This window comes from Microbacterium daqui (assembly GCF_050408675.1).
Taxonomy (GTDB): domain Bacteria; phylum Actinomycetota; class Actinomycetes; order Actinomycetales; family Microbacteriaceae; genus Microbacterium.
This window is the reverse complement of the sequence record NZ_JBNTKF010000005.1, coordinates 90,981-116,124: the sequence shown is the minus strand read 5'-3', so window position 1 is coordinate 116,124 and position 25,144 is coordinate 90,981. Positions and strand designations below refer to the sequence as shown.

At 63.9% G+C, this 25,144-nt stretch carries 19 protein-coding genes, 1 tRNA gene and 1 other RNA gene; 11 read left to right on the top strand and 10 right to left on the bottom strand.

Annotation, left to right across the window (positions count from 1 at the left end; genetic code table 11):
• Nucleotides 1-11: 11 nt before the first annotated feature.
• Both ACQUSY_RS04990 and ACQUSY_RS04985 read left to right on the top strand, forming a co-directional pair.
• Nucleotides 12-647: a phosphatase PAP2 family protein gene (locus tag ACQUSY_RS04990; protein ID WP_428903405.1), complete on the top strand. Its 636-nt coding sequence runs from the start codon at nucleotides 12-14 to the stop codon at nucleotides 645-647.
• Entirely contained in the window at nucleotides 622-1,212 is a 591-nt protein-coding gene (locus ACQUSY_RS04985) for a GNAT family N-acetyltransferase (RefSeq protein ID WP_428903404.1), read from the top strand. Before ACQUSY_RS04990 ends, ACQUSY_RS04985 begins: the two co-directional genes overlap by 26 nt.
• 15 nt (nucleotides 1,213-1,227) lie before the next feature.
• On the opposite strand, the gene cydC is transcribed toward ACQUSY_RS04985, so the two are convergent.
• From cydC to ACQUSY_RS04960, 5 genes are all read right to left on the bottom strand, one after another.
• A complete protein-coding gene (gene cydC / locus ACQUSY_RS04980) occupies nucleotides 1,228-2,880 on the bottom strand; it encodes a thiol reductant ABC exporter subunit CydC (protein ID WP_428903403.1) in 1,653 nt (550 codons plus the stop codon).
• Nucleotides 2,877-4,460 (bottom strand): thiol reductant ABC exporter subunit CydD, encoded by a 1,584-nt coding sequence (cydD, locus tag ACQUSY_RS04975; RefSeq protein ID WP_428903402.1) that lies wholly within the window; start codon nucleotides 4,458-4,460, stop codon nucleotides 2,877-2,879. Before cydD ends, cydC begins: the two co-directional genes overlap by 4 nt.
• 72 nt (nucleotides 4,461-4,532) lie before the next feature.
• Entirely contained in the window at nucleotides 4,533-5,573 is a 1,041-nt protein-coding gene (gene cydB, locus ACQUSY_RS04970; protein ID WP_428903401.1) for a cytochrome d ubiquinol oxidase subunit II, read from the bottom strand.
• Between the two features lie 12 nt (nucleotides 5,574-5,585).
• Nucleotides 5,586-6,998, bottom strand: coding sequence for a cytochrome ubiquinol oxidase subunit I (locus tag ACQUSY_RS04965; RefSeq protein ID WP_428903400.1), 1,413 nt, complete (start codon nucleotides 6,996-6,998; stop codon nucleotides 5,586-5,588).
• 99 nt (nucleotides 6,999-7,097) lie between these two features.
• A complete protein-coding gene (locus ACQUSY_RS04960) occupies nucleotides 7,098-7,724 on the bottom strand; it encodes an ArsR family transcriptional regulator (protein ID WP_428903399.1) in 627 nt (208 codons plus the stop codon).
• A gap of 95 nt (nucleotides 7,725-7,819) precedes the next feature.
• On the opposite strand from ACQUSY_RS04960, the gene ACQUSY_RS04955 reads away from it, so the two are divergent.
• Nucleotides 7,820-8,449, top strand: coding sequence for an NADPH-dependent F420 reductase (locus ACQUSY_RS04955; protein ID WP_428903398.1), 630 nt, complete (start codon nucleotides 7,820-7,822; stop codon nucleotides 8,447-8,449).
• 731 nt (nucleotides 8,450-9,180) lie between these two features.
• On the top strand, nucleotides 9,181-9,579 hold the full coding sequence (locus ACQUSY_RS04950) for a YccF domain-containing protein (RefSeq protein WP_428903465.1): 399 nt from the start codon (nucleotides 9,181-9,183) through the stop codon (nucleotides 9,577-9,579).
• A 3-nt stretch (nucleotides 9,580-9,582) separates the two neighbouring features.
• On the opposite strand, the gene ACQUSY_RS04945 is transcribed toward ACQUSY_RS04950, so the two are convergent.
• The 5 genes from ACQUSY_RS04945 to ACQUSY_RS04925 all read right to left on the bottom strand — a co-directional run bounded on the left by ACQUSY_RS04945 (nucleotide 9,583) and on the right by ACQUSY_RS04925 (nucleotide 15,198).
• On the bottom strand, nucleotides 9,583-9,930 hold the full coding sequence (locus ACQUSY_RS04945; protein ID WP_428903397.1) for a nuclear transport factor 2 family protein: 348 nt from the start codon (nucleotides 9,928-9,930) through the stop codon (nucleotides 9,583-9,585).
• A 427-nt stretch (nucleotides 9,931-10,357) separates the two neighbouring features.
• Nucleotides 10,358-10,447: transfer RNA gene (locus ACQUSY_RS04940), tRNA-Ser, on the bottom strand.
• Between the two features lie 93 nt (nucleotides 10,448-10,540).
• The gene (locus ACQUSY_RS04935) at nucleotides 10,541-12,955 is read right to left on the bottom strand and encodes a transglutaminase TgpA family protein (protein WP_428903396.1); all 2,415 of its coding nucleotides are present in this window, start codon (nucleotides 12,953-12,955) and stop codon (nucleotides 10,541-10,543) included.
• Nucleotides 12,945-14,201, bottom strand: a complete 1,257-nt coding sequence (locus ACQUSY_RS04930; protein ID WP_428903395.1) for a DUF58 domain-containing protein — start codon at nucleotides 14,199-14,201, stop codon at nucleotides 12,945-12,947. The genes ACQUSY_RS04935 and ACQUSY_RS04930 overlap by 11 nt, the downstream gene beginning before the upstream one ends.
• A 1-nt stretch (nucleotide 14,202) precedes the next feature.
• The gene (locus ACQUSY_RS04925) at nucleotides 14,203-15,198 is read right to left on the bottom strand and encodes an AAA family ATPase (RefSeq protein ID WP_428903394.1); all 996 of its coding nucleotides are present in this window, start codon (nucleotides 15,196-15,198) and stop codon (nucleotides 14,203-14,205) included.
• 101 nt (nucleotides 15,199-15,299) lie between these two features.
• Between ACQUSY_RS04925 and ffs the strand changes: the two genes are divergently transcribed.
• From ffs to recR, 7 genes are all read left to right on the top strand, one after another.
• Nucleotides 15,300-15,396, top strand: an RNA gene (gene ffs / locus ACQUSY_RS04920) — signal recognition particle sRNA small type.
• A gap of 92 nt (nucleotides 15,397-15,488) precedes the next feature.
• Nucleotides 15,489-17,606, top strand: coding sequence for a phosphate acetyltransferase (pta, locus tag ACQUSY_RS04915; protein WP_428903393.1), 2,118 nt, complete (start codon nucleotides 15,489-15,491; stop codon nucleotides 17,604-17,606).
• Nucleotides 17,607-17,615: 9 nt separating this feature from the next.
• Nucleotides 17,616-18,842: an acetate/propionate family kinase gene (locus tag ACQUSY_RS04910; RefSeq protein WP_428903392.1), complete on the top strand. Its 1,227-nt coding sequence runs from the start codon at nucleotides 17,616-17,618 to the stop codon at nucleotides 18,840-18,842.
• A 59-nt stretch (nucleotides 18,843-18,901) separates the two neighbouring features.
• Nucleotides 18,902-19,648 (top strand): HAD family hydrolase, encoded by a 747-nt coding sequence (locus ACQUSY_RS04905; protein ID WP_428903391.1) that lies wholly within the window; start codon nucleotides 18,902-18,904, stop codon nucleotides 19,646-19,648.
• Nucleotides 19,648-22,179 carry a glycoside hydrolase family 65 protein gene (locus ACQUSY_RS04900; protein ID WP_428903464.1) on the top strand — a complete coding sequence of 844 codons (2,532 nt, stop codon included), beginning with the start codon at nucleotides 19,648-19,650 and terminating at the stop codon, nucleotides 22,177-22,179. Before ACQUSY_RS04905 ends, ACQUSY_RS04900 begins: the two co-directional genes overlap by 1 nt.
• A gap of 49 nt (nucleotides 22,180-22,228) precedes the next feature.
• A complete protein-coding gene (locus tag ACQUSY_RS04895) occupies nucleotides 22,229-24,547 on the top strand; it encodes a DNA polymerase III subunit gamma and tau (RefSeq protein ID WP_428903390.1) in 2,319 nt (772 codons plus the stop codon).
• Nucleotides 24,547-25,143, top strand: coding sequence for a recombination mediator RecR (gene recR, locus ACQUSY_RS04890; RefSeq protein WP_428903389.1), 597 nt, complete (start codon nucleotides 24,547-24,549; stop codon nucleotides 25,141-25,143). The genes ACQUSY_RS04895 and recR overlap by 1 nt, the downstream gene beginning before the upstream one ends.
• Nucleotide 25,144: the final 1 nt, after the last annotated feature.

Sequence of the window (25,144 nt, the reverse complement as noted above, 5' to 3'; positions counted from 1 at the left end):
ACAATGGACAAATGACTCTTTCGCACCGCACCCAGACCATACTGTGGGGCGCGGGCCTCGCCCTCGTCGGCGTACTGATCGGTCTGCTCGTTCACGCAATGGGGCCGAGCAATTCGCTCGATAAGTGGTGGATAGAACTCCGCGTCGCGGCCCGAAACGACGCTCTTACGAGCATCGCGACAGCGCTGGACTGGGTGGGCGGTGGGTGGCGGGCGATTCTCGCGATACCGCTCATCATCATCGCGGTGCTTGCGCTGATGCGTCGGTGGTGGTCGGCGGGGTATCTCGTGGCGGCACTACTGTTGTCAGTCGCGTTAGTGCAGACGCTGAAGACACTGTTCGCGCGCGCCCGGCCGGAAGATATTTTGGTGGCCAGCGACTTTGGGTCGTTCCCTTCCGGGCACGTCGCTAACGCCACGACGTTGACCGTCGTGCTCATGGTGCTGTTCCCGCACATTGTGACGCGTATCGTTGGTGTCTTCTGGATCGTGATGATGGCATGGTCGCGCACCTATTTGGGGGCGCACTGGCTTACTGACACCATTGGCGGGGTGCTCATCGGAATCGGGGCTGCCGTAATCATGTTGGGTGTGTTCTTGCCACGCCTGCGGAGGGAGCAAGATGAACGCCACACTGCGCCGGTCTGAACCGCGCGACGCTGATGCGCTCACGCGAATTTGCCTACTGACCGGGTCATCAGGTTCCGACGCGACCGGCCGCTACAGTGACGACCGCGTGCTCGGCGACATTTATGCTGTGCCGTACGCCGTGCGCGACCCGCACTGGGCGTGGGTCGTTGACAATGGTTCCGGTGCCAGGGGTTATCTCGTGGCCACACCCGACACGACTGCATTCGAGAAGTGGTTCATCGAGTCGTGGTGGCCAGAGCGTGACGCGGTTTACCGCGCGAACGCGAACGCTGAAACCCTGTCGCTGATCGACGGCGTGCAGCGCCGCCGTGATGAAGCCGCACTTTTCGCCGAGACTTACCCCGCGCACCTGCACATCAACCTGCTCGATGACCTGCGCGGCGGCGGGTGGGGGCGCACCCTCATCGAGACCCTCGTCGAGCAGTTGCGGGCCGAGGGTGTTCCCGGCCTCCACCTCGTAGCCTCACTCGACAACGAAAACGCGCAGCGCTTCTACGAAAAGCTTGGCTTTGAGCGCCTCGAATCCGCGGCCGGTGCCTCCTACGGCATGTTGCTCGGCTAACCCCTCGGCTCAGACCTAAGCGACGAGCTTTCCATCACGCAGCCGCAGCGTACGATCGACGAGCCCCGCAGGCGGGGCAACGTGGGAGATCAGCACGACCGTGTGGTTGTCGGCGCTCGCGGCCGTTAGGAGATCGGTGAGGAGTGCGTCAGACGTATCGCCGTCCACACCGGCCGTCGGCTCGTCCAAGATCAACACCTCGAACCCACGCAGCAGGGCACGTGCCAGCGCAATGCGCTGGGCCTGACCACCGGAGACCAATGCGCCGCGCTCGCCGACGCGGGCGTCCAGCCCGCCACGCTCGCGAGCCCAGTCAGCAAGACCCACGCGCTCCAGAACCGCGAACAGCTCATCGTCGGTCGCATCGTCACGCGCAAATAACAGGTTCTGGCGAATGTCTTCGTCGAACAGGTACGGACGCTGCTCACACAGGCCGACGCGAGTACGCACGGCCGCGGGGGAGAGCGCGTCAGCAGCCGTGCCGCCGATCGTGAACGAACCGCGCACCTCCAAGAACCGCGCCAGCGCGTAGGCCAACGTTGACTTTCCGGAACCACTAGAACCGGTGATCAGCACGCGCTCACCCGGAGCAATCTCCAGGTCGGCACCGTGCAACACATCAGCGCCACCCGGCCACGAGACAGACGCATCGCGCAACGCAATCGCGGTACCCGATGGTTCCGCCCCTCCGGTCTCGACGACAATGCCCGCGGGAATGTCATCCGGAACCACCGCGGCGATGCGCTCGGCACTCGCGCGCACGATGCGCCACGCGCTCGCGGCGGCCGGAACCGTCGCGAAGACATCGAACACCGCCATCGGTACCAGCACGGTCACCGCAAACCACGCCGGGTCAAGCGTGCCCGCAAGCACCGCGGGCGTGCCGACCGCCATCGCCGTGATCGAAGCGAGCCCCGCCATGAGCGAGACCACGGCTGACGAAATACCCTGGGCGCTCGTTGCGCGCGTCAACGCCGTGCGTAGCTCAGCATCAGCGGCAAACACCTGTTCGCGCGCAGCGGGCTCGGTGCCATACGCGCTCAGCACATCGAAGCCCTGCACATACGACGTGACGGCCTGCGACAGTCGAGCACGGGCGTCCGCGATCGACCGCTCCGCGCGACCACCGGCGGCCCACCCGAGCGTCACCGCAATCGCGGTTGCCGCCGCGAGGCAGACGAACAGCGTGAGGCCAGCGAGCGGCCAGATGATTGTGACGACGGCAATGGCGCCGAGCGATACCGCAACGCCGACGACGAGGGGCTGCACGACGCGCAACGACAGGTTCTGCAGCTCGTCAACGTCATCGACAAGCGTCGCGAGCACGCCTGACTGGTCGGTGCGTCCCATGCCGGCAGGGGAGAGTGGCGTCAGGCGGCGCACGATGTCAGAGCGGCCTTTCGCGAGCTGCCCGAAAGCCGCATCGTGCCCAGATAGTCGTTCGAGGTAACGGAACACCGCGCGTGACGTCGCGAAGAAGCGCACGCCGACGATGGCGACGTTGAGGTAGATCAAAGAGTCAACGATGGCGGACGAAACAATGAGCCAACCGCTCACCGTCAGCAGGGCAACCGCGGCCGACGCCGACAGGAATCCCCAAAACAGGGCGAGTGCAAACTTTTTGCGGCTCGGCAGGGCGGCGCGAAGCACCTCACGGGTCGTGGTCATGCGTGCACCTCCGTCATCATGACAACCGCGTCGGCAAGGGCAAAAGCCGACGGACGGTGAGAAATCAAAAGCACCGTTGCGCCTTCATCGGCGATCTGACGCAAGCCCGCCCAGAGCGCGGCTTCAGCGTCGCCGTCGAGCGCACTCGACGGCTCATCGAGTGCGATGACGTCGGCCGGGCCAATGCGCCAGCGGTACAGGGCTCGTGCGACGGCAACGCGCTGCGCTTGGCCGCCGGAGAGACCGGAACCATCGGCTGCGATGACAGCATCGGCGGAAATTTCGGAGGCACCCGCGGTACGCAACGCCCACGCAACAACCGCATCGTCGGCGTCTGACCCGAGAGTGACGTTTGACGCAACGGTACCCGCGAACAGCACGGGCGCTTGCCCGGCCCACGCGAGCCACGTCGATGGATCAAGTTCTGCCGTCGAAACGCCACCAAACGTGCACGACCCGGTAAACGGGGCCGCGCCACGCAACGCGGCGAAAACACTCGACTTGCCCGAGCCACTCGCCCCGCCCAGTGCCGTGATGGTTCCGCGATCCGCCACAAACGACACCGGAGCCAGCTCGTGCTCGCCGCGCGTGACGCGCACATCATCGAGCACGAGGTCGCCACCGCGCTTGGCTGCCGTGCGCGGAGCAGCGACGGCCGCCTCATCCAGAAGGTCAAGCACATCGCGCGTCGCTTGCACGCCCTCGGTCGCGGCGTGGAACTGCGCACCCACTTGGCGCAGCGGCAAGAACGCATCGGGCGCGAGGAGCAGCACGAAGAGTCCGACGCTCAGGTCAAGGTCGCCTGACAGCAGGCGCAGACCTACCGACACGGCGATCAGCGCGACTGCAAGCGAAGAGAGAAGTTCGAGCGCGAAGCCCGACAAGAACGTGACGCGCAGTACCTTCATCGTGGCGCGCCCGTACTCGTCGCTCGACGTCTCAACGTTCGTCGCGGCGCGCTCGGCACGACCGAAAATACGTAGCGTCGCTAGGCCCTGCACGGTGTCGGCAAAGCGCACCGCGAGCTTCTGCAGCGTGCTCCATTGCTTCTCCTGCACCGCCCTCGTCGCGAGGCCAATCAGAATCATGAACAGCGGGATCAGTGGCAGCGTGATGATCAGCGTGATGCCGGTCGGAAGATCCTGAAACCACATGATGGCCACCAGGATCGGCGTTGTCACGATGGTCGCGACCAGCTGGGGGAGGAAGCGCCCGAAATACGCATCAAGCGCACCGAGGCCGCGCGTTGCCGTCAGCGTCAGCTGCGCCGAGTTTTGCGAATCCAGCCACGCGGAACCACGGGCTGAGATCGCGGTAATGAGTGCGGTGCGCAATTGCGAACCTACACGGGCGGCCGCACGAGCGCTGATGCGCTCGGTCGCCCACACCATCGCGGCACGCACCACGACGACCAGTGTCAGCACCCCGAGGAGCGCACCCATGGTTCCGGTGCCGTCAACAGCACCCACAATTCCTGCGGTTATCAGCCATGCGAAGGCGACAATCGCGGCGGTGGACAGGAGCGAAATGACGGCCTGAGCGCCGAAGAACCCGCGGGCACTGCGCGCGTGGCGCAGCAACCGCGGGTCAACGGGCCCGGAACGGGCTGTCTTACTGATGATTTAACCTCAGTGCGTTTTGGCGCACTCCGCTTATGCGGTGACCTTCTGTTCTGTCGAGTCGTCGGCCTGGTGCGGGGCTGCCTCAATGTCAGCACGCGTGATGCGCTTGCGGAAGACCCAGTACGTCCAGCCCTGGTACAGCAGCACGAGCGGCAGCGCGATGAGGGCAAGCCAGCTCATGATCGTGAGCGTGTAGTCAGTGCTCGAGGCGTTCCAGATGTTGAGGCTGTAGGCCGGGTCCGTCGTCGAGGGCATGACGTTCGGGAAGAGCGATGCGAACAGTGCGAACACAGCGAACGCGATCGTTGCAGCGCCCATGGTGAAGGCCCAACCTTCGCGGCCGCGCCAGTTGGCGAAGACCGAAGCGATGAGCGAGACCGCCGCCAGAGCCGACAGGATCAGACCCCAGATCGAGAAGTTAGCAACAACCGTCCAGATGAGGAACGACGCGGCAACCACGATCGTGATGAGACCCGACTTGAGGGCCAGCTTCTGCGCGTTGGCACGCAGCTCACCATCAGTCTTCAGCGCGATGAACGTGGCACCGTGCGTGAAGAACAGCATGAGTGTCGTGACACCACCGAGCAGGCCGTACGGGTTCAGCAGCGTGAACAGGTTGCCGGTGAAGTGGTGATCAGCGTTCATCGGAACACCCTGCACGATGTTGGCGAAAGCCACACCCCACAGCAGTGCCGGCACGGCCGAACCGATGATGATCATCCAGTCGAAGCGGTTGCGCCACTTCGAGTCGGGGCGCTGGTGGCGGTACTCAAACGAGACACCGCGCAGAATCAACGCCAGCAGGATCAACAGCAGCGGGAGATAGAAGCCGCTGAACAGCGTCGCGTACCACTCCGGGAACGACGCGAACAGGCAGGCGCCGGCAACGATGACCCAGGTCTCGTTGAGGTCCCACACCGGGCCGATCGTGTTGATGATCTGACGGCGCGAGACGTCGTCCTTACCGAGGAACGGCAACGACATACCGACACCGAAGTCGAAGCCGTCGAGAACGAAGTAGCCAACGAAGAGGAAGGCGACAATCCAGAACCAGAGAGTATTGAGATCCATGATGTCCCTTTCTTAGTAGACGACCGAGGCGGGCTTGGAGTCGACGTCAGCCTGTTCGGTCTCGTCCGGGCCCTTCTGCGCGGTGCGAATGATGAGGCGGAACTCGACGAACGCGAGAGCCGCGTAGATGGCGGTGAATGCGATGAGCGAGATCAAGACCTCAAGACCCGAAACATCGGGGCTCACACCGTCGCGCGTGGCCATCAGGCCGAACACGATCCACGGCTGGCGACCCATTTCGGTGAAGATCCAGCCAACGATCGAGGCGAGGAGGCTGAGCGGGTACGACCAGATGGCGACCTTCCACATCCACTTCGCAACGGGCTTCTTAGCCTTCTTGCGGGTGACCCAGAGGCCAGCAACGGCGATGAGGCAGTGAACCATGCCGAGGGCGATCATCCAGCGGAATGCCCAGTAGGTGATCCACAGGGTCGGTGCGAAGTTGTCGATGCCCATGCCAGCGTACGTTGCTGCGTACTCAGCGTTCAGGTCGTTGATGCCGTGAACACAGCCGTCAAGCGTCTGGTTCGACAGGATCGACAACAGGTACGGAACGCGGATCGAGAACAACTCCGTCTTGCCGTCTGGCGTTCCCAGCGTGAACAGCGAGAAGGAAGCGTCAGCACCACACGCGGTATTGAACGTTGCCTCAGCTGCCGCCATCTTCATCGGCTGGGTTGCGTACATCGCGAGGCTCAGCTGGTCACCGGTGATGACGACGCCGATGGTCGAGATGATCATGAACCACAGGCCGAAACGCAGCGCGGTGCGCATCGAGTCGAGGTGCTGCGCGCGGGAGATGTGCCACGCGGCCACCGAGATGATGACACCGGCGGCAAACATGAACGCGGCGAAGATCGTGTGCGGGAAAGCGGCGAGTGCGACCGGGTTGGTCATCAGCGCGCCGAAGTCGACGAGCTCGGCGCGACCCGTTTCAGCATTCATCTCGTAGCCGACCGGGTTCTGCATGAATGCGTTGGCCGCGATGATGAAGTACGCCGACAGGATGGAACCGATGGCGGTCGCCCAAATCGTGAGCAGGTGAATCTTGGCGGGCAGCTTGTTCCACCCGAAGATCCACAGACCGATGAAGGTCGCCTCGAAGAAGAATGCGATGAGACCCTCAAAAGCCAGCGGAGCACCGAAGATATCGCCCACGAAGCGCGAGTAGTCTGACCAGTTCATACCGAACTGGAACTCCTGCACGATTCCGGTGACAACACCCATCGCGAAGTTGATCAGGAAGATCTTTCCGAAGAATCGCGTCAGGTGCAGATAGTGAATTTTGCCGGTTCGTACCCATGCCGTTTGGAAAATCGCAACGGCAAGCACCATTCCGATAGTCAGCGGCACGAAGAGGTAGTGGTAGACGGTCGTCAACCCGAATTGCCATCGGGCGAGAGCCAGTGGGTCGAGTAGATCCATATTGGGGCCTCCGAGAACGCGCGACACGGGTCAGTCGCACATACATTTACGGTACGCCGGGCCCGAAAACGGTGTTCTCGATATGGCCGTGAATAAGAACTACTGCTCGGCGGGCCTTCGGCGCAACTGAATGACACAGTCTTGTGGGTTGCAGGTGGGGTTGAGCCCCTCAACGTCGAGCGGGCCGCCCGCCTGGGTGGCAACGGCCTGCAACAACGTGACGTGAACAGCGCACCGCATTGCGGGAACCTCACCAGGTTCGCCCATGTGGGCGCAGGCGGAGAGGTCGATCGTCAGGTCTTCGGAGTCGACGACCGGGTCAAAGCCCGAGTCGATCAGATTCTCGACGAGGGCATCAATTTGGTGCAACGATTCGTCATCGAGGTCACTACTGTCAGTGTCTGGCATGACACGACGCATCAGGTCGCCGCGCTCGGCCGCTTCGCGCACCTTGCGCTCGCCAATCGGGTTGCTGACTTCGGGGTCGCCGGTTGCCGCACTGTACAGCGTGCGCGGGCGGCCACGGGTTTCGCGTTTCTCCGTCTCGGAGATGACATAGCCGTCTTCGCTGAGGCGCTGCAGGTGTTCACGTACGGTGTTCGCGTGCAGACCGGTGGCTTCTACGAGCTCATCGATCGTCCGCAGGGGTCGACTCTGAAGCATGTGGAGAATCTGCACACGGGATTCGCTGGAGATCGCGCTGTACCCGGCAGCTGACGAGGCCATGCTTCTATTATCGACAATGTCTGCGGGTTTCGGCGAGTTTGAGCCTTTTCCACGGCGAGCCGCGCACGCTTTTTCAGTTCAGAAGTGGGATACGCATGAATTCGAGCGCAACGATTGGGATTATCGGCACGGGCAAGCTCGGGCGCACTCTTGCGCGACTTTCGCTCGCTGCCGGATTCTCGGTCGTGATTCATGGTTCCGGCCCCCTCGCGCGCACGGCGCGCGTTCTCGAGACCTTTGACATTGCTGCCACGCCGGCGTCTCTCGACGAGGTGACTGCCGCCGACATCGTGGTGCTGGCGATTCCGCTCAGCGATGCTGAAGTTCTCGATGGTTCTCTCTTTGACGGAACCATCGTTGTTGACCCGATGAACCACTGGGATGAGGCAGATGGGCCGCGGCCCGACTTTGATGACCCGTCGACGCCGACGAGCGTGCTGGTGCAGCGGTGGTTTGATCGGGCGCGCGTCGTCAAGGCGTTCAACCACGTCGCGTACAAGGATCTGGCCGGTGGTGCGCGGGTTTCTGGTGACCCGCATCGGTGGGGCGTCGCCGTGGCGGCCGATGATGCAGAGGCCGGGCCCACGGTTGCGGCGTGGGTAGACGCGCTGGGGTTTGACCCTGTGCTGGTCGGGTCGCTCGCGGCGACGTACGCGTTACAGCCGGGGAAGCCGCTATTTGGAGCGACGCTGTCTGAATCAGAACTTCGAAGAGCCCTGCTCTAGCCTCGGTCTTAAAAACGGCTATAACGTTTTCTATATTGCATAGGGTGTCTGGTCATAGTCCATACTTGGCTGACGATGCCCTGACTTGGTCACGTGCGACCCGAGCAAGGGCACCATGAACTCTCTGACTAAAACGCGCTTCCGGCGCCGCCGCGGGAGTGTAGCGGCACTAACAACTCTTGGCACTGTGGCTGCGTCCGCCCTGGTATTCGCAGCGCCGGAAAATGCCGCAGTCACATGGTCGAACGAAGGAACCACCGCGGTCATCACGGGGACGAGTAAAAAGGGCGTTGAATGGCCCGTTGATGCGACACACGAGTCGCGCCGTTCGTTGCGGCCGCTGTTCCAGCGGTGACCGGAAGCGTCCGTCTCGCCGTTGATGGTGTCGCAACAGGTGATGCAGTGCGGCTGAAACGGCGTCTGCTGGATCTCCCTCTGGCTACGCCAACGGATCAAACGCACCAGATGGTTCCGCTCTCGCGGTAACGGGAACATCTAGGACGTCGATGAGCCTCAGCGGTGCTACGTCGCGAATGCTCGTCCTGGCCGCCGCGTTCTTGGTCGCGCGCGGCCGCAGTAGCCAGTATTCGTAATAGCACCCCCTCAGTGGCGGTCGGTCAAGCTCTCCCATGACCGACCGCCGCTGTCTGTGTCACCACCTGTTCATGTTGGCGTCACTAACGGGTCTCACGTTCTCGAAAATGGCGAAGCCGTGCAACGATAGCCGCATGATCCGTTTCATTCTCAACATCATCTGGCTGGTGTTGTCCGGCTGGATTCTGTTCCTCGGCTACATGCTCGCCGGAGTCCTGCTGTCGATCACGATCATTGGCATTCCGTGGGGCATCGCGTCATTCCGCATCGCCCGGTTCGCCATCTGGCCGTTCGGACGCACGGTCATTCCGAAGCAAAACGCCGGCATCGCGTCACTTCTCGGCAACATCATCTGGCTCATCTTGGCCGGCTGGTGGCTCGCGCTTGCGCACGTCCTTTCGGGCATTGCGCTGTGCCTCACGATCATCGGAATCCCGATGGGCATCGCCGACTTCAAAATGATTCCGGTCTCGCTCATGCCGCTGGGCGCACGCATCGTTTCGACGCGCAAGAGCCCGTTCGGTGAGGCAGGCTAAAACCTATTCAGCAGGTTCGGCGTCGCCAGAGAGAATCGTGAAGCTGGCGAGGCGATTGCCATCAACCTCAAAAACACCCGACGATTCGCCGTTGAACACTTCGCTGCTCCACCCGAATCGCACACGCGTCGTCGAACCGTGCGTGACCGCGGTGATCACGGTCATCGTGGCATTCGCGCCAATCGCATCGGTGCGAGCCCACTGACGCAAGCCCTGCTCCCCCGAAAGCACCCGGCCCCAGTCATCAATGGTTCCGTCTGCCGTAAAAGCAGCCACGAACGCATCGCTATCGCCGTCGTTAATGGCATCGATCATGCGCTGCACTGCCGCTGGCATCTTCATTTCGCTCATGCGTTCTCCTCACCGTTGAACCTGGCCTTGGGCGTCGATCTTGTCACACAACCCCGCCACGCGGGAGGGGGCAGGCGCAGACTCAACGTCGCGAAACCCGCAAAACATTGCGAAGCCCGTAAACAATGGCCGAGATCTTACGGCGGTTTCGACGTTTTCTACGGGCTTCAGGGCGCGGAGATCGCCAGGGGGCGCTGATGTCACGAGGGGAGGTAATCGTCGTGAGATGAGGACGGAAGGGCGAAAAATCACCTCCTGTCGCGGTATTTTCCCCCTGTCGTGACGGAGGAGAGCGGAACCAGGGGGTGCGGAACCATGGGGTGCGGTGCGCGGAGCCTCTGGCCGCAGGGCCCAACCAAGGTTCGAATCCACGCTGCCCAATAAATGTCTAACGCGCCACCCCCTGCGGGGCGACGCGTTAGACATTTGGCGGAGAATGGGGGATTCGAACCCCCGAGGGCTTTAACACCCAACACGCTTTCCAAGCGTGCGCCATAGGCCACTAGGCGAATTCTCCTTGGCGTAAGCCTCGACTAGCCTACCCTGTCGCGGAGGGTGCGGCGAACCACATCGGCCAATGCTGAGCGACAGATTCGACGCGCGCTGAAAATCACCGCGGCACAACCCGATCAGACCCCTGGGCGCCAGACGCAGGAGCAGCGGCCGCACGGTCGCCACGCGCTGCCACGTTCACCAGCGGAATCGACACGAGTGACATCGGGAACCAGAACGCGATGACGCGATGAGCGGTGTCGGCGCGTGCGCGGAGTCCGCCACGCACGTCTCGTACCGCCGCCAGCATGTCAGCTCCGTTGTCTGCTTGCCACGTGGTTCCGGCACCGTAGGAGGCCCGCTCGATGGCGGCCACCAGCAACGCGACGGCCTCATCAGGGGCACCGCGCTCAACCAACAGGGCGCCAGTCTCGCGTGCCGACGTTGTTGCCGATGGCGCGATGCCGTAGTCCGACGCCGTTGCAACAACTTCGCGCCAAGCTGCGGCCGCCGATCCGGCACGAATCTCCCCGGATCGCGCCGATCGCAACAGCGCCCGCACGCCAGCCGGAACCAACAGCACGAGCACCACAATCGCGGCGATCACGAGTACCGGCAGCCACGGGAAGGGGGCCGTTGTCGTGCCAGACGACGCATTGCCGGTCGGCGCGACTGTCGGCGCCACCGTCTCATCTGGAAGAACGGGAGCCTCGGTCGGGGCCGCCGTCGCGCCCACTTCGGTGCCGCCAGCGTCAACGGGCTGGCTCGCGGCAAACGACGTCGGTGACCCCAGCGACTTTGTCGGTTCGAAAGGGACCCACCCGATGCCCTCAAAATAAACCTCGGGCCATGCGTGCAGCTGACTCGACGTCACCTTATAAATGCGCTGGTTTTCGTCATCGAGATCGTTCGTCGATTCACCGGGCAAGAACCCAACCACAATGCGCGCCGGCATATCCAGCGACCGCGCCATCAGCGTGAACGCGGCGGCAAAGTGTGCGCAGTATCCGGCGCGCACCTCGAGAAAACGGTCGATGGCCGCCATGCTGTCACCGTCGAATCCGTCTTCGACGGGAGCATCAAGCGAGTACTCAAACTCTGAGGAGCGGAACCACGACTGCAGCGCGACGAGGCGGTCATAGTCGTTGGTGGCTTCTGCCGTGAGTTGCGCGGCCATCTCGCTCAGAACGTCGGGCGTCCCCGGGGGTACCTGGGCGAGATCAGGAAAACGGGCGGCACCGGTGGCGGCAGCACGAATCTGCTCGGACGATGGCCTGACCTCACGGCTCACGACGGTGTAGGTCTGGCTGCCGGCGGTCGTACCTTCGCCGTCGCTGTGCACCGTGCGCGATTCGGCACCTGCCTGCCATTCGCCGGTCAAACCGGAGATTTCGACAGCGGGGTAGGGCAGCGGCAGCCAGTCGAGCTGGAGGTTCTTGACTTCGATCGACGACGTATATTCCGTCACTCGCATGTCTGAGGCGACCTCGACCGTTGGCGTGGCAGACAGCGTCGCGAGAGACCCGATCGCACTCGTCGGGTCAGCCACCCACGTCTTGCCGTTGAAGTCGCTCAGCGTCGAAATGCGCAGGTAGGCGGGAGAAGTACGATCGCTCGAGATCGTGAGGACGTCGGTCTCGCGCGGCTGGCGCAGATCATCGCCCAGTTTGAGCGACGGCGAAATGCTGAGCGCCGGACCAAAGCCCTGAATGATCTGCGAGCGGGGCCCTCCGATCAACGGTGCGACGGCACCACCCAACACGAGCGCGGCAACCACCATGATCGCAGCCGAAGCCGCCGGGCCACCACGCTCAGCACGCGGTGAAATGCGCCGCTCCGCGAGGGCAGTGACGCGTCGCGTCGTCACAAACATCAGCACGACGGTGAGGATGAGCGCGTTCAGATTGACCGGGCCCGGAACAATCAGCGGCGGAATGAGACCGATAATCAGCACGATCACGCCACCCAGAATCGGCAAGCGCGAACTCACGATGAGAACGTCGAGCACGATCGCTAACAGGCCGGCGGCCGTGACCAGCGCAAACGTGAGCGCCTCCGACGCGGACATCGGGGCCACGCCAAACACGATGTCGTTCACGGCCTGCGGTGCCAGCCACTGCACCGCTTCGAGCGTGCGCTCGGTCGGAATAACGCCGAACAACGACGTCACCGGCAACAGCAAAAATGTCAGGGTGCCGGTCAGAACGATGAGCTGCGCGAACGGAACCACGGCGAGCGGAACACGCAGGCGTCGCAGCAGATACCCCGCGCCAAACATCACGATGATCACGACGAGCGACAGGAAGAGCCAGCTGCCGATCACGATCGGACCAAGCAGCGTGAAGATTCCGGCACCGAGGAGGGCAGCGGCCAGCAAGCTCAGCAGGAGGTCAGGGGTCGACCGCTTCGAGCGTCGCGGCGCAACACCAAAGCCAGCACCCGCACGAACACCCGCACCACTGGTTCCGGCGCCCGCATCCCGTGGCGGTAGCGCCGCCGCAGCAACCCGTGGTTCCGCTTCACTAATCGACACGCGACGCCCCCTGTTCCAGAGCCGTCAGCCATGACGCGATCACGGCGTCGTCACGCTTATCGACCGCCGCCGTCGCGACAGCGCTCGTGCGCCAGCCAGCGTGGTGGCACTCGTCGAGCGCGTGCTCATCGGCGTCGGCGGCGAACAACACCGCAAAGGTGGAGGAGTGCGCCAACGGGGCGATCGCCGCTGCCTCATCGACCGTCACGCCACGGGTGAGGAGTACGACGGGCCCGGCACCCCCTTCGGGGGCGAGCGTGCGCAGCTGATCCCATCGGTCAGCGCCGTGTGTCGTGAGCGTCGCGAATGCGCCCAGCATGCCCGGAATATCAACGTCATCGGCGAGCGGGTCGCACAGTTCGGTGCCATCTTGGTCACAAATGTGAACGAGGTACCCCTCAAACATGAGGCGTGCGGCGACCGAGACGCACATCGACAGCATCGTCTCAAAGGCGGGGTCTTTCGCCTCCGACTGGCCCGCCTGCGGCAACCAACGCGTGACCGCCCGGTCAAGAATGACGATCGCGCGCGGAGTCGATTCTTTCTCCTCCTGCCGCACCATGAGCTGGTCGCGGTGCGCGGTCGCACGCCAGTGAATGCGGCGCATCGAGTCGCCCGGCGCATACGGGCGGGCGATCAAGTTGTCGGCACCCTCACCGAGGTGCGACGTGCTGGAGTGGAGGGATCCGCCTGATTCTCCGGCGGAGATGGGGAGAGCGGCGAGCGGAACCAGGGCAGGGGCAATCGTGACGGGCGTCGGTTCGCCGAGAGACGTGTGCCGACGCACCAAGCCCAGCGGGTCGCTGATGGTCACGCGCAGCGGACCGACCTTATGTGCGCCGCGCTGCACGCCGGTCACCGGGTACCGCACCGTGAGCGTCTGCACGCCGCGGCGCAGGGTCGAGCCGATCGAGGGAAGGGTGCCGGTGGTGTCGCCCCGCAGGGCCTTTGGCAACGTGTCGGTGCACTGGCCAACGGGGGTCGGCATGAGTGCCTGGGCGCGAAACTGAACTTCGATCGAGGAGTCATGGCCGACGGCGAGTATTTCGGTCGACACGCTGCGGCTGAGGTCGCCGGCCTTGCGACCGATAACCTGCCAGGCTGCCGCCGCGGCGAGAATGGCGAGGAAAATGCACCCGATGTAGGCGAGATCGGGGAGCGCGATAAGCGTCGCGCCCCACACCGTGATTGCGCCAATGATGAGCACGCACCATCCGCGAAACGTGAGCGCCAGCCGGGTTTGCATGTCAGCTCTTGGTGGCGATGGGAACCGGCGTCGTGCGTGCGATCGACGACAGAATTTCGGCAACCGCATCGGTCGTCGAGCGGGAGCGGGCACCCGAGACCGCGCGCGTCGGAATCAGGCGGTGAGCAAGTACCGGCTCCAACAGGTCGGTGATGTCATCAGGAATGACAAAAGCACGATCGTTCAGAGCCGCCCACACTTTCGCAGCACGCACGAGTTGCAGGGTGGCGCGCGGGCTCGCGCCGAGGCGCACCTCAGGGTGTGTGCGGGTCGCCTGAATGAGTTGCACGGCGTACGACTCAATGACGGGGGAGACGTGAATGTTGCGTGCGAACCAAATGAGGCGTCGCACCGTCGCGGCATCCACAACCGCCTTAATGCCCTCGAGCGGGTTGCGCACGTCGCGCTGACGCAGCATCGCCATTTCGGCGTTCGCGTCGGGATACCCCATCGACAGGCGCATCATGAAGCGGTCGCGCTGGGCTTCGGGCAGCGCGTAGGTGCCCTCCATCTCCAGCGGGTTCTGCGTCGCAACGACGAGTAAGGGCGCAGGCAACTGGTGTGTCTCACCGTCGACGGTAACCTGGTGCTCTTCCATCGCTTCGAGAAGCGCCGACTGCGTCTTCGGTGAAGCGCGGTTGATCTCGTCCGCGATCACGATGTTGGCAAACACGGCGCCGGGCTTGAACTCGAACTCTCGCGAAACCGGATTAAACACCGACACGCCCGTCACATCGCCGGGGAGCAAATCGGGCGTGAATTGAATTCGTCGCACGACCGCGTCCATCGACGAGGCGAGAGCGCGCGCGAGCATCGTCTTGCCGACGCCCGGAACATCTTCGATCAGCAGGTGTCCCTCGGCCAACAAACACACGAGCGCCGCGCTGAGCGCGCCGGGTTTGCCGTCGATGACGGTGCCAACCGAATCGGTGATCGCCGCCGTGAGCGCGCGGAACTCCTCGGGGGTTAAAAGTTCGCGTGCTTCAGAGTCTTGCATCCGGCCACCCATCGGTTCAACGTCTTCGTTTGCTCGATGCTAGCGCGAACACGCAAACCGAGGGTGCGGACAAGAGCACTGTCAGAAGCCTGTAAGATAGACGTAGCTCTCCGCGCGGCGGTATCCAGGCCAACTCCCCCAGGACGGAAACGTAGCAAGGGTAACCAGGCTCTGCCGGGTGCGCGGAGGGTCTTAATTTTTTCGAGGCGACTCTTCGGAGACTCCTGGGCGCTTCGGCGCCCTTTCTTTTTATGCAGTTCGCCTCACCGCCGCAAGCGTAGGGTTAGAGCGTGGCTCAGAGCATTTACATCTCATCGGCCGAAGGACACTCCGGAAAATCGACGATCGCACTCGGCGTTCTTCGCACGCTGGCTCGATCGGCTCCCCGGGTGGGAGTGTTCCGCGCCATTGCCCGCTCGACGACTGAGCCCGACTATGTGCTGGAGATGCTGCTCGCTCACGACGGTGCAGACCTCAGCTACGACGACTGCATCGGCACCACGTACGACGACGTGCGTGCGAACCCCGAGGCTGCGCTTGCGACGATCATCGCGCGTTTCAAGGCTGTCGAAGCGCAGTGCGATGCCGTTGTCATTCTCGGTAGCGACTACACCGATGTGTCGAGCCCGGCCGAGCTGAGCTTCAACGCCCGCATCGCCGCTAACCTCGGTGCCCCCGTGCTGCTGGTGCTCGGTGGCCGCGACCAGCAGGCGCAGGCAGAACGACTCGGAACCACGACGGCGCGGAGTGCGCTGCAGGTTGCGCAGGCAGCAGATCTGGCCGTCACCGAGCTCACCTCTGATCGCGCCGATCTCCTCGGCGTGATCGTGAACCGTGCCGACCCCGACGCCCTCGCCGAGATCACCGGTGCCGTGGCGCGGACCATTGAGACTGATCTCGGCCGCAGCGTTCCGGTCTGGGCCATTCCTGAAGACCGCACGCTCGTGGCACCCTCGGTGCGCGACGTTATTCGTGCCGTTGACGGCGCGCTCATCCGCGGCGACCAGGAGCTACTGACCCGCGAGGTTCTCAGCGTCGTCGTCGCCGGTATGTCGATGGTCAACGTGCTCCCACGCCTGACGCCTGACGCTGTCGTCGTGATCGCCGCCGACCGCACCGACGTGCTGCTGGCCACGCTCCTCGCGCACGAGTCGGGCACTTTCCCGACTATGAGCGCCGTGATTCTTAATGGCCCGTTCGAACTTCCCGCTGAAGTCACCCGCCTGCTCGAAGGCCTCTCGTCGCCGCTGCCGATCATCACGACCGACCTCGGCACGTTCGACACCGCCGTGCGCGTGATGAACGCCCGCGGCCGCATGGAGCTTGAAGCCCAGCGCCGTTACGACACCGCCATCGCGATGTTCACCGAACACGTCGACGAAGACGCGCTCGCCGCAGCCGTCGGCCTCGCTAAGCCCCACGTCGTGACGCCCCTCATGTTCGAGTACGCGCTCGTGGAGCGCGCGCGAGCCGACCGCAAGCGCATCGTGTTGCCCGAGGGCAACGACGACCGCGTGCTGCGCGCAGCATCCACCGTGCTGGCCCGCAACATGGCCGACCTCACGATCCTCGGCGACGTTGACGCGATCACCACCCGCGCGACCGAGCTTGGTATCTCGCTCGACGGCGCTCACATCGTGAGCCCGTTCGACCCCGAATATGTCGCGAAGTTCGCCGCGGAATACGCCCAATTGCGCGCACACAAGGGCGTCACACTCGAGCAGGCCGCCGACACCGTCACCGATGTTTCATACTTCGGAACCATGATGGTGCACTTGGGATTGGCTGACGGCATGGTGTCGGGTGCGGCACACACGACCGCCCACACGATTCGCCCGGCCTTCGAAATCATCAAGACCAAGCCGCAGACCTCGGTCGTCTCGAGCGTGTTCCTGATGGCGCTCGCTGACCGCGTTCTCGTCTACGGTGACTGCGCCGTCATTCCCGACCCGACGAGCGACCAGCTCGCCGACATTGCCGTCTCTTCGGCGGCCACGGCGAGCCAATTCGGTATCAGCCCCCGCGTCGCGATGCTCTCCTACTCAACCGGAGACTCTGGTTCCGGAGCCGACGTCGACAAGGTACGCGAGGCCACCGTCCTGGTACGCGAGCGGGCACCCGAACTGCTCGTCGAAGGCCCGATTCAGTACGACGCTGCCACCGATGCTGTGGTCGCCGCGAAGAAGATGCCGGGCTCGCCCGTTGCCGGTCAGGCCACGGTCTTCGTGTTCCCCGATCTCAACACCGGTAACAACACGTACAAGGCTGTGCAGCGCTCGGCTGGCGCTCTCGCGATCGGCCCGGTGCTGCAGGGCCTCAACAAGCCGATCAACGACCTGTCGCGCGGCGCCCTCGTCGCCGACATCGTCAACACCGTCGCGATCACCGCCATTCAGGCACAGGGTTAAGGACAAAACGTGAGTACCGTACTCGTCGTCAACAGCGGATCCAGCTCGTTCAAGTACCAGCTGCTCGACATGAACACCGAGCGCGTTTTGGCCGCCGGCCTCGTCGAGCGCATTGGTGAGGGGCTCGGAACCACGACCCACACGAAATACTTTGGTGCGGAACCGGGGGAGGCGGCTCCCACGATCGACAAGCAGACGATTGAGCGTCAGCAGCCGATCCCCAACCACACCGCGGGCTTCCAGGCCATGCTCGACGCGTTCGCTATCGATGGCCCGTCGCTCAGCGAGTTTCCGCCGATCGCTGTCGGCCACCGCGTTGTGCACGGTGGCGCCCGCTTCTTCGAGCCGACCGTCATTTCGCCGCTCGTTGAGATCAACATTGACGACCTGTCGATGCTTGCGCCACTGCACAACCCGGGCGCGCTCGCCGGTATCGTCGCGGCTCGCAAGGCCTTTGGTTCTGTCCCGCACGTCGCCGTGTTCGACACCGCGTTCCACCAGACGCTCTCGCCGTCGGCTTACACCTACGCGATCGACACCGAGATTGCGCGTCGGCACCGCATTCGTAAGTACGGATTCCACGGAACCAGCCACAAGTTCGTGTCGCGGGCTGCGGCTGAGTACGTGGGGCGTGACAACGCCGAGCTCAAGCAGATCGTGCTGCACCTCGGCAACGGTGCGTCGATGTGTGCGGTTAAGGGTGGCGTCTCGATCGACACGTCGATGGGTTTCACGCCCCTCGAGGGTCTCGTGATGGGGACACGTTCGGGCGATATCGACCCGGCCGTGCTGTTTCAGCTACACCGTCGCCATGAGATGTCGATTGACGACCTCGACCACCTGCTCAACAAGAAGAGTGGTCTGCTGGGTATGACCGGCAAGGCCGATATGCGCGATGTGCTGGCTGGCCGCGCGGCGGGCGAAGAGATCTCAACCCTCGCATTCGACGTCTATGTTCATCGCCTGCGTGCCTACGTCGGCTCGTACCTCGCACAGCTCGGCGGCGTGGACGTGATTTCGTTCACGGCCGGTGTTGGTGAGAACGCGGCACCCGTGCGCGCCGAAGCGCTCGCGAACATGGAATGGGCCGGCATCATCATCGATGAGAAGCGCAACAACGAGCGTGCTCCCGGCATTCGCGTCATCTCGACGGACGATTCCCCGGTGACCGTACTCGTGGTTCCGACCAACGAAGAACTCGAGATTGCGCGACAGACGCTCCAAGCCACTTCCTGAGTGACCTGGAACGTTCCACACGGTTACGCTGGATCGTCCCACAACGATTCGGAGGTGCCGTGTCTACGTTGCCCGATCTCACGTCATTCGACGCCTTTTTGTTTGACCTCGACGGGGTGCTGACGCCGACCGCCGAAGTACACATGCGTGCGTGGCAAGCCATGTTCGATGAGCTGTTTGCCGACTGGGATATTGCGCCGCCGTATACCGACGACGATTACTTTCGCTATGTCGACGGCAAGAAGCGCTACGACGGTGTCGCATCGCTGTTGCGTTCGCGTGATGTTGAAGTGCCGTGGGGGCATCCCAGCGACCCGCTGACCGCAGACACGATTTGTGGCATTGGCAATCGCAAGAACGAAGTGTTCACTCGCGTTCTGAACGAACAGGGCATCAAGCCCTACCCGGGCTCGCTTGCGCTGCTTGATGAGCTTCAGGGCTACCCGCTCGGCGTGGTGTCGAGTTCGAAGAACGCCCGCGATGTGCTGGCGGCTGCCGGCATCGCGAACCGTTTCGTGACGATTGTCGACGGCATCGTGGCCGAGAACGACAACCTGGCGTCGAAGCCCGCGGCCGACATGTTTGCGCGCGGCGCGCACGACCTGGGTATCGCGCCCGATCGCATTGCCGCGTTTGAAGACGCGCACAGCGGCGTCGCCTCGGCGGCGGCCGCCGGGATGGCCCTCGTCGTCGGTGTCGACCGCGGCGCTGGTGCCGAAGCACTCCTCAACCACGGCGCGACAATCGTTGTCTCTGATCTCGCAGAATTTGTTCCGCTTCACTCGACAAGGAATCACCCAGCATGATGATGGATCGCGACCGTTTTCCGGTCGACCCGTGGCGCCTCGTAGAGACCCGGTACTCGGGTGCTGACGAAGGTGTCACCGAAACGATGTTTGCCATCGGCAACGGATACCTGGGGATGCGCGGCAACCACCCCGAGGGGCGACACGCGCACGAACACGGAACCTTCATCAACGGCTTCCACGAGACGTTTGAGATTCGCCACGCAGAGCAGGCATACGGTTTCGCCGAGGTCGGCCAAACGATCATCAATGCCCCCGACGGCAAGATCATGCGTGTCTACGTCGATGACGAGCCGCTGACCCTTGACGTTGCCGAAATGCGCGAATACGAGCGCTCGCTCGACATGCGCGAGGGCGTGCTCCACCGGCACATTTTGTGGCGCACCCCCTCGGGCAAGAACGTCGTCATCGACATGGATCGCCTCGTGTCGTTTGACGAGCGCCACCTCGCCCTCGAGCAGATCAGCGTAACCGTGCTCGACGATGACGCCTCGGTCGTGATCAGCAGTCAGGTCGTTAATCGACAGGACGGCGGCGACGTTTATGGTGCCAAGCCCTCCGGACACGGCACCGCGTCGTTTGACCCGCGCAAGGCGGAGCGTTTCGCGGAGCGCATTCTGTTGCCGCAAGAACACCACCGCAACGGCACGCAGCTGTCGCTCTCGTACCGCGTCGCGCGCTCCGGCATGACCCTCGCAGTCGTGGCTGACCACGTCGTTGAAACCGACAACGTCGTCGACGCCACCGACGGATTCGCCGAGGGCGACGCCGCCAAGGTCGTTTTTCACGTCGACGCTAAGGCAGGCGTGGCGACGACGGTCACAAAATTCTTGTCATATCACTCGTCGCGGTCGGTTCCTACGCGCGAACTCATCGACCGTGCGCGTCGCACCCTGCGCCGCGCGATGGAGTCGGGTGCCGACGCCGTCTTCCGCGCCCAGGCCGTGTGGATGAACGCGTTTTGGGAGCGCTCCGACGTACAGATTGTCGGCGAAGATGCACTGCAGCAGGCCGTGAGGTGGAACCTGTTGCAGCTTGCGCAGGCGGCGGCACGCGCCGACTCTCAGGGCATTGCGGCGAAGGGCGTGAGCGGTAGCGGCTACTCCGGCCACTACTTCTGGGACACCGAGGTCTACGTGTTGCCGTTTATGGCGTACACCTCACCGATGTGGGCCCGCAACGCATTGCGAATGCGCTCGCTCATGCTGCCGTCGGCGCGCAAGCGTGCGCGTCAACTTAACGAGGCAGGAGCACTGTTTCCGTGGCGCACGATCAACGGTGAAGAGGCCTCGGCGTACTACGCCGCGGGCACCGCGCAGTACCACATCAACGCTGACGTGACGTATGCGCTGGCAAAGTATGTGCGGGCATCGGGTGACACCGACTTCCTCTTTAACGAGGGCATCGACATTGCCGTGGAGACGGCACGTCTGTGGGCGACGCTCGGGTTCTGGCGCTCCTTCAACGGTCACGACTCCTTCCACATTCATGGCGTGACCGGGCCCGACGAGTACACCACGGTCGTCAATGACAACCTGTTCACCAACATCATGGCCCGCTTCAACCTGCGCTATGCCGCCGAGAGCGTGCGCGCGCTCGCGGCAGCGGATCCCGATGCGTACGCGCGCATGGCTGATCGGCTGAAGCTTGACCCCACCGAAGCTGATGCGTGGGATGTGGCTGCCGATGCCCTGTCGATTCCCTACTCTGACGCGCTGGGTATTCACCCGCAAGACTCTGCCTTCTTGGAAAAGGAGGTGTGGGACCTCGAGAACACGCCCGCCGACAAGCGCCCGCTGCTCCTGCACTTCCACCCCCTCGTGATCTACCGGTTCCAGGTTCTCAAGCAGGCCGACGTCGTGTTGGGGCTCTTTCTGCAGGGCGATCAGTTCACGCCCGAGCAGAAGCACGCTGACTTCGACTACTACGACCCGCTCACGACCGGAGACTCGACGCTGTCGGCCGTTGTGCAGTCGATATTGGCGGCCGAGGTGGGCTACCGCGACCTGGCGATGGAGTACTTCACCGACGCCCTTTTCGTCGACCTGGCCGACCTGCACCACAACGCTTCGGATGGCGTGCACGTCGCTTCGGCTGGCGGTATCTGGCTCGCGCTGGTGAGCGGTTTCGGCGGCATGCGGGATCACCGTGGTGCGCTGACGTTTGACCCGCGATTGCCGGCCACGTGGCCGGAATTGCGCTTCCCGTTGCGCTGGGCGCAGAGCACGCTCGACATCGTCATCACCGCTGAAACGTTGACGGCAACGGTTCGCGAAGGCGGAGACGTGGTCTTCCACGTGCGCGGTGAGCGCTACGTCGCGCCCGCTGGTGGCCACGTCGTGGTTCCGCTCGACGGCCAGGGCCCCGATCGGGCTGGTCGCCCGTCGGTACGCGAACTCGAAGACCAGCGACTAGAAGATGGCTCGCTTATTTCGGTATCGGTACCGACCTCAACTACGCCGATCACGTTGATGGACGCGATCAACGACGAGGGTCATCACCACACGCCGACGACTCTATATACCGGGTGATTGTGGAACCGGCGCGGCCGATGTCGGTGCCACCCCGTAGGCTGGTTTGGTGACCACCGCTCTATACCGCCGCTACCGTCCCGAGACGTTCGCAGAGATGATCGGTCAGTCCCAAGTGACCGACCCGCTGATGACTGCTCTGCGGGCTGACCGGGTTGGCCACGCCTACCTGTTTTCTGGTCCGCGTGGCTGTGGCAAGACCACGTCTGCGCGCATTCTCGCGCGCTGTTTGAACTGCGCCGAAGGGCCCACCGACACCCCGTGCGGTGTGTGCGACAGCTGTGTTGAACTCGCGCGCGGCGGCAGCGGATCCCTTGACGTCGTGGAGATTGACGCCGCCAGCCACAACGGTGTCGACGATGCCCGCGACCTACGCGAACGTGCGGTGTTCGCGCCGGCTCGCGACCGCTACAAGATCTTCATCCTTGATGAGGCGCACATGGTGACGCAGCAGGGCTTCAACGCGCTGCTCAAGCTCGTTGAAGAGCCGCCGCCGCACGTCAAGTTCATCTTCGCGACGACCGAGCCTGAAAAGGTGCTCGGCACAATCCGTTCGCGCACGCACCACTATCCGTTCCGTCTGGTTCCGCCCGCTGCGATGCTCGAGTACGTCGAAGAGCTGTGCGCGCAAGAGGGCGTGACAGTCAACCCTGGCGTTCTCCCGCTCGTCGTGCGTGCCGGTGGCGGCTCGCCGCGTGACACGCTGTCGTTGCTCGACCAGCTCATTGCCGGCTCCGAGAACAACACGGTTGAGTACGAGCGTGCTGTTGCGCTGCTCGGCTACACGCACACGGCACTGCTCGATGACGTCATCAACGCCTTCTCGACGGGGGATGCCTCGATGGCTTTCTCTGCCGTCGACCGTGTCATCCAAACGGGGCAAGACCCGCGTCGTTTCGTTGACGACCTGCTCGAGCGCCTGCGCGACCTCATCATTATTTCGGCGACCGGTGCTGAAGCGAGCTCCGTGCTGCGCGGCGTTGCCGAAGACGAGATGGCACGCATGACGCAGCAGGCGATGGCATACGGAACCATCCGGCTGTCGCAGACGGCAGATGTCGTGAGTAAGGCGCTGGACGACATGTCTGGCGCGACCTCGCCGCGCCTGCACCTGGAACTGTTGGTGGCTCGTGTGCTCTCGGCCGATGCCCGCCACCGCGCGGTCACTGGCCAGCCAGCGGCAGCGCCAGCTGCCGCGCCAGCAGCAGCCGCTGCGCCGGCTGTCCCGGCAACGGCCGCGCCAGCAGCGGCGGCACCGGTAGTGGCTGTGGCCCCTGCGGCGACGCCAGTAGCTCCCGCGGAGGTAGCACCCACGGCGCCCATTCCGGCGGAGCCCGTCGCTTCGCCAGAGCCGGAACCTGTGCGTGCAGCTGAGCCGGTCGCGGCAGCACCCGAGGCTGCGCCGGAATCGATACCAGAGCCAGAGCCGGTTGCTGAGTCGGAGCCGATTCCTGAGCCCGAGCCCGAGCAGGTGGCTGTGCCTGAGCCGACGCCAGCGCCGATCGCCGAGCCCGCTCCACTCGCAGAGCCGGAGGCTGCTCCCGCCGCACCCGTGGTTCCGGCTGGTCCTGTCTCGCGGGCTGCGATCGAGGCCGCCTGGCCCCAGATTCTGAACGACCTGCAGACGAAGAGCCGCCACGCCTGGATGGTGGTGGCAAACGCGCGCATCATGCACTTCGACAACGACGTGCTGACGCTCGCGTTCGTGAATCACCCCGACCTCGCGAAGTTCAAGGAGCTGAAGGCCGGCGCCGGTGTCAGCGAAGACCTGCGCCAGGTGATTGTCGATGTGCTCGGAGTGCGGGTGAAGTACATTGCCAAGCACGAGAGCGCCTTCGCGCCACAGCACCCGCCGCGTGAGTCGCCATCGGAGCCTTCTCCATCGGCTGACGGCTGGCACGACGACGAACCCCCGTACGACCCGGAGTCACTGCCGCCAGACGACGGTTGGCGCCGTCCGCAGGCGCCGCAGCCGATGTCGCAACTACGCCAGTCGGCACCGGTTGCCGCACCAGCTAGGGGCGTCGCCCCAGCGGTAGCGCCCGCCGCACCGGTCACAGAGTGGGCCGTGGTTGCGATCCCGGGCGGAGCATCCGCGCCGCTGGCCGTCGATGATGAGCCGGAAGACGCACTCTCCCGCCCTGTCGCCCCGCCCCATGACGGCGATCAATCGCCGCTCGAGCCCGATGACCCGGATGGCGATGACGACGACGAAGCGATTCAACAGCGTGGTCCGGCACCCACCGTGCGCTCGCGCCCGCTCATGACCGGCGGCGCACAACGGTATGGCGAAGCAGTCGTGCGCCAGGTTCTCGGCGCGACCTTTGTGCGCGAAGATACGTACAACCCACCGACGAGGTTTAACTGATGTACGACGGCATTGTTCAAGAACTGATTGACGAGTTTGGGCGTCTCCCCGGCGTCGGCCCGAAGTCGGCGCAACGCATCACGTTCCACATTCTGCAGACGCCATCGTTTGACGTGTCCCGCCTCGCAGAACTGCTCGCCGAAGTGCGTCACCGCGTGCGATTCTGCGACATCTGCGGAAACGTCTCCGAACAAGACCGGTGCGCCATTTGTCGCGACGCTCGCCGCAACCAGACCATCATTTGTGTCGTCGAAGATGCCAAGGATGTCGCCGCGATTGAGCGCACGCGCGAGTTCCGGGGGCTCTACCACGTGCTCGGCGGTGCCATCAGCCCGATCGCGAACCGCGGGCCAAATGACCTGCGCATCACCGAGCTCATGGGGCGTCTGGCCGACGGCGTCGTGCAAGAGGTCATCCTCGCGACCAACCCCAACCTCGAGGGTGAAGCGACGGCGACGTATCTCAGCCGCCTCCTCAACTCCATGAACATTCAGGTCACACGTCTCGCCTCGGGTCTTCCCGTTGGTGGCGACCTCGAATACGCCGATGAGGTGACTCTCGGCCGCGCGTTCGAGGGCCGCCGGTCAGCGATCTGAC

What these genes read in the sequence shown, in the direction of transcription:
- ACQUSY_RS04990 (WP_428903405.1), top strand. Translation starts at nt 12, where the DNA reads ATGACTCTTTCGCACCGCACCCAGACCATACTGTGGGGCGCGGGCCTC.
- ACQUSY_RS04985 (WP_428903404.1), top strand. Translation starts at nt 622, where the DNA reads ATGAACGCCACACTGCGCCGGTCTGAACCGCGCGACGCTGATGCGCTC.
- cydC (WP_428903403.1), bottom strand. Translation starts at nt 2,880, where the DNA reads ATGACCACGACCCGTGAGGTGCTTCGCGCCGCCCTGCCGAGCCGCAAA.
- cydB (WP_428903401.1), bottom strand. Translation starts at nt 5,573, where the DNA reads ATGGATCTCAATACTCTCTGGTTCTGGATTGTCGCCTTCCTCTTCGTT.
- ACQUSY_RS04965 (WP_428903400.1), bottom strand. Translation starts at nt 6,998, where the DNA reads ATGGATCTACTCGACCCACTGGCTCTCGCCCGATGGCAATTCGGGTTG.
- ACQUSY_RS04960 (WP_428903399.1), bottom strand. Translation starts at nt 7,724, where the DNA reads ATGGCCTCGTCAGCTGCCGGGTACAGCGCGATCTCCAGCGAATCCCGT.
- ACQUSY_RS04955 (WP_428903398.1), top strand. Translation starts at nt 7,820, where the DNA reads ATGAATTCGAGCGCAACGATTGGGATTATCGGCACGGGCAAGCTCGGG.
- ACQUSY_RS04945 (WP_428903397.1), bottom strand. Translation starts at nt 9,930, where the DNA reads ATGAGCGAAATGAAGATGCCAGCGGCAGTGCAGCGCATGATCGATGCC.
- ACQUSY_RS04930 (WP_428903395.1), bottom strand. Translation starts at nt 14,201, where the DNA reads ATGCAAACCCGGCTGGCGCTCACGTTTCGCGGATGGTGCGTGCTCATC.
- ACQUSY_RS04925 (WP_428903394.1), bottom strand. Translation starts at nt 15,198, where the DNA reads ATGCAAGACTCTGAAGCACGCGAACTTTTAACCCCCGAGGAGTTCCGC.
- ACQUSY_RS04900 (WP_428903464.1), top strand. Translation starts at nt 19,648, where the DNA reads ATGATGGATCGCGACCGTTTTCCGGTCGACCCGTGGCGCCTCGTAGAG.
- recR (WP_428903389.1), top strand. Translation starts at nt 24,547, where the DNA reads ATGTACGACGGCATTGTTCAAGAACTGATTGACGAGTTTGGGCGTCTC.